Origin of the sequence: Shewanella sp. MTB7 (assembly GCF_027571385.1) — a bacterium.
Lineage (GTDB): Bacteria > Pseudomonadota > Gammaproteobacteria > Enterobacterales > Shewanellaceae > Shewanella.
Window position 1 is genome coordinate 2,152,387 of record NZ_CP085636.1, and the last position, 12,039, is coordinate 2,164,425.

Consider the following 12,039-nt stretch of genomic DNA (forward strand, 5'->3'; position numbering starts at 1 on the left):
AATGAAAGTGTTCTAGACCTCTTTTCATCGTTACTGTCACACTTTAGTCGTTTCAGTACAGTTATTGACAGGACTCCAAGTTAACAGCGTTAGGCTGATGAGTAAGTGTTAGTGTCCATTCGTGATGGCGAGTGATGATCTCAACACCTAGATAGATAAGTCCTTTGAGTTGGGTCATGAGTTCGTCGCCATAACGGTTAGTCTTGTATGCGCTTTCTCGCTGCTCTCTATATGCGCTTGCTAGCTTCAAATCACATGCGCTTTCTTGCTCGATGCAAGTGCTTGCTAACTTGTTTACAGGTTCGCTAGATGTGCTTTCATGCTCAGTGCATATCACGGGACATGTTTCGGCATTGCTTAGTGTTGGTGTGGCTTTGCTATCGATTTTGAACGTTAGATAGCTTTCGGCATTCTGTTGTTGAGGTTCGGCAATTTCGGGATCTTGATTCGGGGATATTCGGGACCCACTGTGCTGTGCATCCCTAGGTTCTATCTGGACTTCCCTGAAATTAGTGTGTTGCTGGTGTGCGGGTTGACGATTTCGTTTTTGAAGGTAGAGCGGTCTTACCGTTTGCTCGTTACGTTTACAAAATACGCCTCCCATAAGCGAGGTGTATTCATTCCAATCAGAGTTGTCTGCGGCCTGTCTAATTGCCTCGAATTCATCAAGGGATTGGTCTGTTTGAGGCGGCAGTCGCCTAAGCTCTCGCCACTGGGTGACACCAACACCGCCTATCTGTTGAAACTGGCGAATGCCCCAACATGAAGCCCACACTTTGATGCGGACTGCGGAAGTGACTGCTTCCTTACCGTATGAATCATGCTCTATGCCTTTGCCGTCGATATTCTTTGAAACGTACTTCACCACATAGCCAGTGGCTGAACCTTTTTCGGGGTCGATATATTCGACCTTGAAACGACGCTGTTTAGCACCGTGTTCGTCTCCGTCTTCCTCTAAACAATATTGTTCGAAGGTATCGACTAAGGCTTGTTGCTGTTCAGTCGGAATGAAAAGTAATAGATGCCAATGAGGCGTTCCGTCATGGTGGGGTTCGGCAATGCGGAAACCAAACGGGACTATTTGATCTCGGTTAAGTGATGCCCTAATGCGCTGGAAAGTGCGATTAAGATAATCTTGGCCATCAAGTGGCGTTGCCCCGTTCCAGTTGGGGTTTTCATCCCCAGATTTCGCAAAACTGCGATGATACTTTGATGGAGTGGTCATAGTAAGAAATAGGGCTGAATAGCCCATCTCTTTAGCGTGATCTTCAAAGCCACGGATGCGAACCATGAGTTCGGCTTTGCGAATAGCGGGATTAGAGACATTGAGCTTTGACAGTTCAGCCAAACTCATGCTGAAATCATCCTCATTGGTGGCTATGGTCTGTTCGAGTAACTGTTGATTACTTTGCCACTGTTTCTTAAAACCGCTCACCGTTATGTCACTGGCATAGATCCCTTTGTGCTTGTTCACCAGATTCAACATGCGTGAGATGGTTTCTATCTGCCTGTTATGCAGCTTTCTGAGTTTAGGCTTCCACCATGACTCATCATTTGCCCGTAACAGTACACCGCGCACTTTGGCGTGTTCGAGTTCCGTTAACGAGTCATGCTTTAGATTCATCAGAATCGTGTCAGACAGTTTAGGCGGGCTTATCTGATAACAGTGCATATAGTGAACCACAGCGTTATAGGTTTTTAGTAACCCTTGGCTGTGTTCACTGGCTGCAATCTTAATGCAACGCCTAGCATGTTGCTTGGCGTTGGCTTTATGATCCTTGTCCTCGATGTTGATGCTGTAAAAGCGGCTATCTTTCCCCAGTATTTGGGCGATAGACTTGGTTAGCTCTAATACCAAAAGATTGGCTTCTCTCCTTGTTGGCCTTTTCTTGTATAGGGCAAGAATCGCTTTTTTATGGGGTGAGGGCAGGCCATAAAGCTTTTGCTTAAGCCATGGCCTATCATGCTGATGAATTTCAGGCATGAGTGCCCCCTAGGTTTTTATTAAGCCAAGCTTTACCTCTTTGATTTAGACTGGCTCGCAACCAGTGGATCCCCGTTACGTAATGGGCTTGCTCTGCAATAAAGCCCTGCATTTTTAATCTAAACAGGGTGCGCTTTTGAAAGTGGCCGTTAAAGGTGTCGTATCCTGTCATCTTGCCTAAGTCAGCACACACTTCGATACAGACCTCAATACTGTTGTCTTTATCTAACCACTCGATAAATTCAATTTGCTCTTTAGTGAGGGCGACCATTATTTGCCCCCTTCTTTTTTCGTTGCTTGCTGGCTATCGCCATGTTCCTTTACATAACCTAACGGGTCAGGTTTTCGTAACGGGGTAAGATCAGCAGATGGTTCGTTAACGAGTACCGATTTCGTTAACGGGTACATAGACTCAGGTTTAGGCGCTGTACCCGTTAACGGGTACGGGGTGCCGTAATATGAACTAAATACCACTTTCGTAATTTGAATGTTTGCCTCAATCTTCCACAGTAGGGCAATGACAAGGATGTAAAAAATGCCATGCAGTATGTTCATAAACGCTCCCGTTAACGAAGTCCTTTCTTGACATAGTTTTTTCACCTTAAAGTAGTTCCAGATTATGTAACCGAGTATCACGCCATAACAGCAGCAGATGAACAGATAAGACCAAAAATCAGAGAGTGTGTTCATAAACCCTCCCGTTAATGAAGTTTTCAACATCGCTTTCGCGATACATCACTCGACGGCCAACTTTGATAAAGTTAAGCGGGTAGCGGCCAGTACAGCGCCAGACAGATAAGGTTCCTATAGTGACGCCTAAGCAGTCAGAAACCTGTGAGGGGGTAAGCAGTGTATTCATGATAACTCCGATAGATTTGTGTTCGTCGGAGTGAGATTACGATCAGATGGTTAATGTGTATTCACGTTACAGGGTGTGAAAGTACTGCGAGAGGGTGTAAAAGTACCGTCACAGGGTGTGACGGTATAAATTAAAGCCATTTATAATTGTGACCAGTAGCTATTAGGTTCTGTTTAAGCCTATTTTTAACTTCTTCGCTCGCTCTGAAGTAAACAGATTTTATATCGTTATCGTAGGCAGCTTGGCTGAAGCCTCGCTCTTTTGCTTTGTCATACCATTCATGGCCTAAAGTGAACTCACCAGTTGAAAGGTAAATAGCACCAAGTAGTGTGCATGGTCTGAAACTCAATAAGGTGACTTTATGCGCTTCATGGCCAAGGTCTATACCTCGGTCATATTCATGTAAATCTCGACAAACACCACCGTAAGTTGTCAGCAGTGCCGATTTTAGCTTTTTATCCTTTTTGGCTTCTTTAAATGGATATACTTCATCTAGTGTTTTCTTGATCTTCTTTAATTCACGCGCCTTTCTGTAAGATGCGCTGGCATTAACAAGCTCCCAAAGTTGGTTTTTCTGTTTCCAGTTCTGGAAATGTTGGTGGGCTAATTGTATGTGGTATTGCCTCTCGACTAACTGATTTGAGAAACCTCTTTCATTTAGCCACGTCATGTCATCAGGGGTGATTGATTTCTTACGGAGCTGAGTAAGAAGAATATCTACCCGTGAGTTTTTCTGGATATCAAAAATCTCGAAATCTTCAAAACTAACTCGACTTGCACTATAGACTTCCTTTTCTGCTCTAAGCTGTTTCTGTAAAGCTTCGGCTTTAGTTTTTCGCTCTTCTAACAGTTTCTTTTGTTGCTCAAAGATCGCTTGTTGTTTACGAGTCTCAATTTCATCAAGCTTGCTTTGATATTGTGAGATAACCAAATTAACAACAGCTTGATTTGACTCTTTTGATAACTCAGTTTGGTACGTAGCAAGCCTTTTCTTTACTTCGACTTTAAGTTTGAGACCATTTGTGAGTAAACTTTCTAGCTTATCTCTCACACTCGTTTTCGAGGTTACGGTTTTGAATAAGTGTTGAGAGGTAGAGCCTAAAGCTATCGAGAGTATTTGAATATCAGATTCGGATACACAGATATCCTGCTTACTTAACATTTTACTAAATAGCTGAATGTAACGACTGTGTATAGGGTAAAGCCCTTTAGGGAATAGCATTTGAACTTGAGACACTTTTTTAGTCATCACTGATAAATATCCATTTTCATAATTGTGATTTCTTGTGTTTGCTCAACCAAGAGTTAATTGTTTTGGTCGCTTGATAAGCTGTAGAGAATGAATACCCTATAGTCTGTGCATATTCCATAACTTGTTCTGCTATCAGTTGCGCTGCTTGATGTGGGGTCGCGTAATTTCTTTGGCTATAAAGCTGTATAGCGTAGGCGTTTACTTTATCTCTTTTCTCATATCTCTTATTTCTACCTGATTTCCCTGCTTTGGAAGAGTTTTCAATAACGCCTTTCTGCTTAGTGATCTCTGTCTGTAGCTTTTGGTAGTCTTGATTAGCATCAATGAACTGACGTTGAGTGAAGAGGTTGAATAGCAACTTGGCAGGTTTTGTCATGCCAGCTAACTGACAGGCGATTGCGGCATGGATAATTTCAGCACTCTCTTCTGATATGTCATCAGCTAGCGTTGAAAAGGCTAACTGCTCCTCTTGGGGGAAAGCGTCTTTCAGTGTTGCAGCATTGGCAAACAGTCTAATCTCTTCAATATCGTCACAAGGTTCAGAATCTGCCAAAGAGTCAAACATGAGATTAAATATAGCGGCAGCTTCTTGTTGCTCTGATTCCAGTATTGGCTGGCTAGCGTCAACTTTTGCTAATTCCTTAGCAAGTGTTTCCTCTGTTGTGTCTTCGGGTAATAACTGTCTAACTTGTGAGTCAGTTTGAGTGAGCGAGTCAAACTTCTGAAAGGTATCTATGAACTGTTGTTTGAACTCTTGTTTGGGCTCTTGCTTAAGCTCTGGGTTTGGATTCTCGGTAGAGTCGAGTAGGGCGGCTAATTGTTGTCGTGCCGCTTCGGGCATTTCAGGGATGAGTCGTGCCAGTTCAGTTTGGAGATCTGCTTCTTTGGGCTTTGGTTTAAGTTCTGGTTTCAGTTCTGAGCTGACTTTTGAAGTGTTGACCGATTTTTGAGTGCTCATTAAATACGACTTCCATGTTATCTCGTAAAGAGAAAACTATTAGAAATGGAGCGATTTGTCTATAACTGAGTTTAATGCAGTAAAACGAGGGTTATTTGAAATGCTTATAAATAAAAGTGCTAAAAAAGCACATTCCTGTGGTGATACAGGGGTGACTCAAGATTGTTAATAAAATGTTAACCCGTTGAATCTAATAGGAAAATAGGCCTATTTGGTCTCCCCACAGGGACTCGAACCCCGATCGATCGCTTAGGAGGCGACTGCTCTATCCTGTTGAGCTATGGAGAGACGGGAGTGATTATACTGGTTTTTTCCTCGATGAAAAGCCTTTAAATTTAGTTGCTTATTTCTTATTCAAAAGCTTCGTTTGTTGGTCATCGTTAATCGTTAGCTAGGCGTTGATTAAATCAGCAAACCGTTTGCTTGTCTGTGGTCAAATTTTTATCGCGATATCATTAACCTGAACATTATAGGCTGCTTTCTGATCTACAAGAACAGCGGTGGCGGTATCTTGGGTGACTTGATCTATTTTGACTGTGGCTCGGCTTTTGCCGACGACTGCGCGCATCTTGTCAAAACGGTCGGGAAAGTTTTCTTGCAGGACTAACTGGAAGGAGTCACCAACACGTATGCCATGGCGCCGGCCTAGGTTGATTATCAGCCGGTCATGTTGTTTGGCGACTATCTGACCAAGAATGGGGCGACAGCTTAAACTACGATCTATATCTTGAATGGCTTGAAGTAGTACTTTATCAATATTATTCCCATAGGCAGAGTTCCAGAATCGGTTTTGGTTTGAAGGCACGGTCTCTTGGCGTTTAAACTCCCACGGCGCTGATGAGGTGTAATCTTGGCTCCAGATCTGTTCGCCACTTATACCATGGTATAGGGAAAGTCTGAGTTGAAATTGTCGGATAGGATCACTGCTCCAGAGTCCCAACATGTGATTTTCTGCTGGATCTGTTGAGATATCGATAATTTCAGGTAGCAGCACGTATTGGCTATCGGTTATTTCGCTGAGCCAACTAGGAAGTCGATACCCTCTGATATCGACTAAGGCTTGTTCTATATCTAATCGCTCGTTTGCATGTAAGTGAGGGAAACTACTGTTTGATGCTTGAGTCAATGTATCGCTAATGCGTACAGACAGTGCTTTTTCAAAGAAGCCGATGTTGCCGTAACGTAACTGGGTTCTGTCGTTAATCAAGGATTGGGGGACGAGGATAGCAGCTTTTAGCGACTGACTTTCACACTGGGCCTGATGTGAACTAGCGCCTATTACATCGACTCTGATCATGACGGTCAGTTTATCGCCTTCAATCAGTTCGTTGATTAACTCTACTTTAGCGGCTTGAGATTGCTGCTTTATTGAGAAACTGTCTTGGGTTAACTGGCCATTATTAACCGTTTGTGTGCTGGTAAAGCTGGCTCCATTTTGCAATGTTGCATAGGTAAGAGCCTGATGAATGGCATCTTCACGAGCTTTGGTCACATTGCCATCGACGATATTCGACTCTCCTTTGACCACGACCCAGGCCCCGATTGCTAACTGCGAATAGAGAGAGAGACAGGTAAGGAGAAGCAAGGCTACAAATTTCATCTTTTATCCATTTATCCTTGTAGATGCAGTGTTAATGTATCTATCGACATAAAAATGACAGTTGATTCACTGATAATAAGTTATAGAGAGTATTAAGCAATAAATGTGCCTTTATGGAGTCATTACGTTCTTGAAAAACACCGCGAGTCTAAGTGGGCTGATTAGATATTCATAGCAAGTTGAATCATGCACATGAAACAACTGAGGGGACGCTAAGTTCAACTCTGCATTGAACTTAGCAAGTGAAGGCTAATCTTGATTTACCAGTGTGAGTAATTTTTCTGCAAGCCAGGTGTAATACTTGTCATTACCGTGGATCCAATCATGATTGCCATCATCATATTCAATATCTGACAGATAACTCTGAGGATCTGACACCTCTTGATCAAAGATGGCAGCAGCATTAAAAAAGGTGATGCCGAGTTGACTCCACACATATTCCATTGCATAAAAGTATGAGTAGATTATGTTTGTCATCGACTTTGATTCTTTAAAATATTGACAGAAAGGCGGATCGGATACCACGATCACTCTATGTCCATGATTGTGAAGTTTTAAAAGGATGGATAGCTGATCGGTTAAATCATCGTTGAAGTAATCGACAAACTCTTTGGTGGTGATTTCAGCGACTCCCTCAGGGTATGTTTGTTCCAACCATGTTGAAAATCGCGAGATGTTTTGGTGTGTCTGCATGCCAAGGTTGGTGATGATGGTGGAGTTCGCCGTGGTTTTATCCTGCAGGTGATTGTTCAAGTTATTCAATATTCTTGACCATAGCTTTCTCGATACCGCACTCTCCAGTGGGACAAAATATTCGGCATCGCACATGGCAAATTTCTTTTGTGAGAATCCGGAGCCATTCATCACCATACCGCCACAATGTTGGATATCTATCTTGCTAAATGCAGTGGACAATTTACCCATGTGGCTGTCACCAAACAGACTAATATCAATTTTTTGTTGCTGTGTTGGGTTTACTTGCAGCTTCATTGCGGCTTCGAGTAGCTCATCTTCGCATACCACTTCATCACTGCTCGAGACGTTTATTCCGGACTGTAGAGTGTTAACTGTTTTTTCTTGAGGTGATATGACATGAGTCGTTTTATCAATAACGGAACGAAAGTGCTGCATGACATAGTTAACCGCTTGAGGTGTGACCGATCTAAGGTTTTTCTCAAATCTAAAATCTCCTGCACCGGGAACGGTGATGATTTCGTAGGAGGGGAAGTAAGAGAAATCAACATGGTTATCACTCAGAAATCCCGCCACAGTGCGTAACAATGATTTAGAATGTTGATTGGCTACCATAATATGCTTGTTTGTCATGGTTGCTGTGAGCGGGACTGGTGAAACGGTCAAAATGATCTGAATTTGGGGGTTAATAGATTTTAGCCGGGTAGCAATCTCTTCTAAATCGGTGCGGATCTCTTCATAGCTGAAATTATGGAAGGTATAAATTGAGTCATCAAATAGACCTGATACCACTCCTGGGCAGCTTGGGTAATAAACATCACTGTTATCTTTCCATGCTTCGGTTAATCCAAGGGTAAAAACCAGTAGGTCTGTCGCTAATATCGTCTTTCGCATCTCATTTGATGCCGCGAGCCTGGCTGTAACTAACTCGGCTTGTGAGTCGAAACCTTCTGGATTAAAGCTGGGTCTCAAAAGATCGAAATATATACTGTTATGGGTGTAGACCGCACTATTGATGTCGAATGACTTATCGTTATCACCCATATCAAACCACTGCAGAAGGCACCTTGGAGTGTATAGGTTGCCAAATGCAAAACTGGAGATTTGATTCGTTTCAAGTTTACTTTGATTAAACTGGTAGCCACCACTGTTGAGCCACTTACCAACATGTTGAGCAAAACAAGATCCAATTGAGGATATCCTTGGGTTCTTGATCGCTATATCAATTTGATGCAGTTGGGTGAACTCCTCTTGTCCAAGTTCGATACTGGCTACGGCAGTCCGCCAGAAGGCGTATTTCCCCTGATTATTATAAGGGGTGGAATCGGTTCCCTGCATAATGTTATCTCCATACTTTTGAATTCGACTGTGTCGTTTTTGTGGCGCTTCGTTTCCTTATGGTTAATAAAGCAATTTGTGTGCCTGTAAGTCAGAGATAAGGGATGATAGAAAGATAAAGAGCTGTAAAGTTATGTTCGCTAGGGCCGATAAAATGCTATTACAGATATTTAGTTTCTTTGGGCTAAATGGGATGACTCTTTTACTTGGCTTGATACTTGCTGTTTCTTTAAGAAATAACCGATATTGGTTTAGTGTATGTCATTAACTTTGCTGATTTAGCCATCAGTGTTGTTTATTTTTCGTTTGTTTAATTTAGGGTTTAGCCATGCGTATCATACTGCTTATCTTCTTTGTCTCGTTTCTTAGCAGTTGTGCTCAAGTTAAGCACACAACTAAGTCTATACTTGATGACGGCAATCGATTGCCGTCAAGTTCGGCAATTAATCACATGTCTGAGCAAATAGTAAATGAGTTGGTGAGGCAAAATGATGCTCTACGGTCTAATCAACCTTTGTTGGTGTCAACGCCTGTATTGTTGGCAGATCTAAATAAAACCAACGCAGTGGGTCTTCAACTTCAGCAAGGTTTGACTGCTGCGATGCATCAACATCAATTCAGTTTGGTCGATATTAGTGTGGGCGAGAATATACGTGTGACTCCTGAAGGTGACTTTATATTGACAAGAAATTGGCAACAGTTGCCAGCAGATATCGCCGTTGAACATGTGTTAGTGTCCACCATGAGCATGAGCAGCGAAGGCATGGTCGTGAATGCTAGAATTGTTAATATAACCAATAACCGGGTTGTTTCGGCTTCCCAAGCGAGTTTTGGGCTCACGCAGTTACCTGGTTATTTAAGGTCTTCAGAGAAAGTGGTATCTCAAGATGGTTTGCTTTACCGAAATAACCATATGGGAATGCAAGAGGTGCAGGTGATTGGAGGTTTGAAATGAATAGATGGTTAATATTGATGATGCTTGCACTATCGGGCTGTGCCTCTGATGATCGATACATTGAGTGGGAAACTCAACAACCAGAAAGTTTTCCTAAACTCACTGCAATAGGTTACGCGAGCTTGGATTCTCAACCATCAAAGGATAAGTCACAACGTGTGTTGATGGCGATGCAAGCATCTAAAATCGCTGCATACCGTGAGTTAGCTGAACAGGTGTATGGCCAGGAGTTGTCTGCCAGCAGTCAGGTGAATGATTGGATGTTGACCGATAACACCATTCAAGCGTCAGTGACAGGCATTATTAGAGGGGCGAAAGTGGTAAAAAGTTACCCTGCTGGTGAGCATTATGTGACTGAGTTGGAACTGGACTTTTCTCAGGTTTGGGCGCTATACCAACAAAATAGCAGACCTCAGAAAATAAAGAGTGTGACCTATTTTTAAAGACCGTTTTTAGTATTTCAGTGGCAAGTAATCTCTTGCCACTTTTTTATCACCCGCATTACACGAGCCTATCAGGTGTCGAATTTCTGACGATTACCATTGCTTTCATTAATTTGAAAGCCTGAATGACGTTGAGTTGACTAACTATTGAGTCAGCTTGGTGCAATAGGGAACGATTCAGGAGTGATGAAATTAACCGATAGTCCAGTGAGAACTCGTGCTTTGTAGAGCCATAACCTCGTTCAGCTTGCTAAGCCTTTAAGTTGTTGCCTAATGAGGATATGGTTGAAGTCTTGCCTTTGTCATTATAGGTTAGACTCGACGCATTTCGACTCACTTGCAGAGCTTGAGCGAAGCGATTAACGCTGGCAATATTGAGCTCGATTAAGCTGGTATTTTCTATATTAAGTTGCTGGCATTCTGCGAGTTTTGTTTTGGTAATATCTACCAGCTCAATTAAATGAGGATCAGATGACAAACTCGCGATATCAGGTTGAGATGACAAGTTGTCATCGTTGGCCTTAAGGGCATCAAGTAACTTAGCTTTACTGGAAGCGAGAGAAAGTAAAAGCTCTGCATCTTGATTAACTAGTGCGCTTTTTTCTTCAGAGATCGTTACTTTTAACTCTTGTAATAGCCGGTGTTGTTTTTCAATGATGATAGATAATTGACTCATAAAAACTAGTTAAGATCCTTAAGTTCATTTTCAAACATAGCAATATTACTCGCTAATTTTTCTGGATCAACTTTGTAGCGACCTTCTGCGATAGCAAGCTTAATTTCAGCTACTTTCTTCTTGTCGACTTCAGGAATATCACCGAGTTTTGATTGAATGTTTTGCAATTGCTGAGCTTTGGAAGTGATTGAAACTGAATCACTTTTTGGTGGAGAACTAATTGAACTCGCATTGCTATTTGTCTGGTTTGCTTGGGGATCGGTTTTATTCGCCGATGTTTTGCCAATATGAGAGTTTGCAGCTGTATTTACTTGTTTAATATTAATAGCCATCATTAGGCTCCAGCAGTAAAAAAGGAAGAACATACCCATATATCGGCAGTGATGGATAGAGCTTTAGTAAATTTTTATTGTTATTACATTCTAACTTCAACTTCACCGACACCGATCACTGTAGCATGTAGGCTTTTATTGGAATTCGTGTTCTTGATACGGATTCTATCACCTAAATTGCCATCACGTAGTGCTTCACCTACTGTTTTTATCACTAGAGTCCGTGAACGTGCGAATATGGATACAATATCACCTTTGCAAACAAAGCAGAGGTTGTTACTAAAAATAGGTTGGTTAGGCGGAATTCGCCGTTTTACTCGCGTACCGATAACCTGTTCGACAGTATCAAATTGCTGTCCCCTTAAATAGGTTTGGTCTACATATTGAACTGAAACATCGCCACTAGAAAGTAGATCACCAGGCCCTAAGGTTTCTCTTGCTACGACAACCGGGTAAAGAATGTCGACACGAACGGAGAGAAATATCTGCCAAGGATAATCCAGCTGCGGGCTATCACAACTTATTTTAACAGTATTTGTTCGTTTTATTGCCCTATTTGTCGCGAGTTCTGCTTTTATTGGTGGTAAACATAAAGGTGGGGTAAGACGGGAGTCTAAGCTCTGGGGGGTAATTTTAATCTTAGCTCCATCAGCAACATTTATCTTTTTCTCTATAACCTCTATAGCTAATTTAGATATGGCCGATAAGCTGGGTATACTAGCCTGACTTGCGCCAAAGCTCGGTATAGAAAAGAAAACCGTAAATAAAATGAGTATATTTTTTATTTTCATAATGAATAGACTAGCTTGATTCACTAGATTACACCTATACTTTCGTAAAGACCGAGATTTTACATTTCTCAAATCGAGAGAATGAGTCAGAAACTTGACTAATTCAGTGGTCTGGTTGTGAGGTCTATCTACTTAAGCAATTAATATGCCTATACTCA

The 12,039-nt window shown here is 42.0% G+C and carries 13 protein-coding genes and 1 tRNA gene; 2 read left to right on the plus strand and 12 right to left on the minus strand.

All coding sequences use genetic code 11. From position 1 onward, the window contains the following. Nucleotides 1-61: 61 nt before the first annotated feature. From HWQ47_RS09090 to HWQ47_RS09130, 9 genes are all read right to left on the minus strand, one after another. Nucleotides 62-1,984: a replication endonuclease gene (locus HWQ47_RS09090; protein ID WP_269970821.1), complete on the minus strand. Its 1,923-nt coding sequence runs from the start codon at nt 1,982-1,984 to the stop codon at nt 62-64. Then, entirely contained in the window at nt 1,977-2,255 is a 279-nt protein-coding gene (locus HWQ47_RS09095) for a hypothetical protein (protein ID WP_269970822.1), read from the minus strand. The genes HWQ47_RS09090 and HWQ47_RS09095 overlap by 8 nt, the downstream gene beginning before the upstream one ends. Next, nucleotides 2,255-2,539, minus strand: coding sequence for a hypothetical protein (locus tag HWQ47_RS09100; RefSeq protein WP_269970823.1), 285 nt, complete (start codon nt 2,537-2,539; stop codon nt 2,255-2,257). Before HWQ47_RS09100 ends, HWQ47_RS09095 begins: the two co-directional genes overlap by 1 nt. A gap of 118 nt (nt 2,540-2,657) precedes the next feature. Further along, nucleotides 2,658-2,843: a helix-turn-helix domain-containing protein gene (locus HWQ47_RS09105; protein ID WP_269970824.1), complete on the minus strand. Its 186-nt coding sequence runs from the start codon at nt 2,841-2,843 to the stop codon at nt 2,658-2,660. 130 nt (nt 2,844-2,973) lie between these two features. Further along, entirely contained in the window at nt 2,974-4,095 is a 1,122-nt protein-coding gene (locus HWQ47_RS09110) for a hypothetical protein (protein WP_269970825.1), read from the minus strand. Between the two features lie 16 nt (nt 4,096-4,111). Then, nucleotides 4,112-5,053 carry a hypothetical protein gene (locus HWQ47_RS09115; RefSeq protein WP_269970826.1) on the minus strand — a complete coding sequence of 314 codons (942 nt, stop codon included), beginning with the start codon at nt 5,051-5,053 and terminating at the stop codon, nt 4,112-4,114. Nucleotides 5,054-5,265: 212 nt separating this feature from the next. Then, a tRNA-Arg gene (locus HWQ47_RS09120) sits at nt 5,266-5,341 on the minus strand. Between the two features lie 145 nt (nt 5,342-5,486). After that, nucleotides 5,487-6,653, minus strand: a complete 1,167-nt coding sequence (locus HWQ47_RS09125; protein WP_269970827.1) for a flagellar assembly protein FlgT — start codon at nt 6,651-6,653, stop codon at nt 5,487-5,489. A 249-nt stretch (nt 6,654-6,902) separates the two neighbouring features. After that, complete coding sequence (locus HWQ47_RS09130) at nt 6,903-8,684, minus strand: GSCFA domain-containing protein (RefSeq protein ID WP_269970828.1); 1,782 nt, start codon at nt 8,682-8,684, stop codon at nt 6,903-6,905. 328 nt (nt 8,685-9,012) lie between these two features. On the opposite strand from HWQ47_RS09130, the gene HWQ47_RS09135 reads away from it, so the two are divergent. Further along, complete coding sequence (locus HWQ47_RS09135) at nt 9,013-9,639, plus strand: FlgO family outer membrane protein (protein WP_269970829.1); 627 nt, start codon at nt 9,013-9,015, stop codon at nt 9,637-9,639. Further along, nucleotides 9,636-10,082, plus strand: a complete 447-nt coding sequence (locus tag HWQ47_RS09140; protein ID WP_269970830.1) for an LPP20 family lipoprotein — start codon at nt 9,636-9,638, stop codon at nt 10,080-10,082. The genes HWQ47_RS09135 and HWQ47_RS09140 overlap by 4 nt, the downstream gene beginning before the upstream one ends. Before the next feature lie 250 nt (nt 10,083-10,332). Here HWQ47_RS09140 and HWQ47_RS09145 read toward each other — a convergent pair whose 3' ends face one another. The 3 genes from HWQ47_RS09145 to flgA form a co-directional block, all read right to left on the minus strand. Next, the gene (locus tag HWQ47_RS09145; RefSeq protein WP_269970831.1) at nt 10,333-10,758 is read right to left on the minus strand and encodes a flagella synthesis protein FlgN; all 426 of its coding nucleotides are present in this window, start codon (nt 10,756-10,758) and stop codon (nt 10,333-10,335) included. A gap of 5 nt (nt 10,759-10,763) precedes the next feature. After that, on the minus strand, nt 10,764-11,090 hold the full coding sequence (gene flgM / locus HWQ47_RS09150; protein ID WP_269971709.1) for a flagellar biosynthesis anti-sigma factor FlgM: 327 nt from the start codon (nt 11,088-11,090) through the stop codon (nt 10,764-10,766). An 83-nt stretch (nt 11,091-11,173) separates the two neighbouring features. Continuing rightward, nucleotides 11,174-11,881, minus strand: a complete 708-nt coding sequence (gene flgA, locus HWQ47_RS09155; protein ID WP_269971710.1) for a flagellar basal body P-ring formation chaperone FlgA — start codon at nt 11,879-11,881, stop codon at nt 11,174-11,176. Nucleotides 11,882-12,039: the final 158 nt, after the last annotated feature.

Bases quoted from the DNA above. Each gene is read 5' to 3' on its own strand.
- HWQ47_RS09090 (WP_269970821.1), bottom strand. From the start codon at position 1,984: ATGCCTGAAATTCATCAGCATGATAGGCCATGGCTTAAGCAAAAGCTT.
- HWQ47_RS09095 (WP_269970822.1), bottom strand. From the start codon at position 2,255: ATGGTCGCCCTCACTAAAGAGCAAATTGAATTTATCGAGTGGTTAGAT.
- HWQ47_RS09100 (WP_269970823.1), bottom strand. From the start codon at position 2,539: ATGAACATACTGCATGGCATTTTTTACATCCTTGTCATTGCCCTACTG.
- HWQ47_RS09105 (WP_269970824.1), bottom strand. From the start codon at position 2,843: ATGAATACACTGCTTACCCCCTCACAGGTTTCTGACTGCTTAGGCGTC.
- HWQ47_RS09115 (WP_269970826.1), bottom strand. From the start codon at position 5,053: ATGAGCACTCAAAAATCGGTCAACACTTCAAAAGTCAGCTCAGAACTG.
- HWQ47_RS09125 (WP_269970827.1), bottom strand. From the start codon at position 6,653: ATGAAATTTGTAGCCTTGCTTCTCCTTACCTGTCTCTCTCTCTATTCG.
- HWQ47_RS09130 (WP_269970828.1), bottom strand. From the start codon at position 8,684: ATGCAGGGAACCGATTCCACCCCTTATAATAATCAGGGGAAATACGCC.
- HWQ47_RS09135 (WP_269970829.1), top strand. From the start codon at position 9,013: ATGCGTATCATACTGCTTATCTTCTTTGTCTCGTTTCTTAGCAGTTGT.
- HWQ47_RS09140 (WP_269970830.1), top strand. From the start codon at position 9,636: ATGAATAGATGGTTAATATTGATGATGCTTGCACTATCGGGCTGTGCC.
- HWQ47_RS09145 (WP_269970831.1), bottom strand. From the start codon at position 10,758: ATGAGTCAATTATCTATCATCATTGAAAAACAACACCGGCTATTACAA.
- flgM (WP_269971709.1), bottom strand. From the start codon at position 11,090: ATGGCTATTAATATTAAACAAGTAAATACAGCTGCAAACTCTCATATT.
- flgA (WP_269971710.1), bottom strand. From the start codon at position 11,881: ATGAAAATAAAAAATATACTCATTTTATTTACGGTTTTCTTTTCTATA.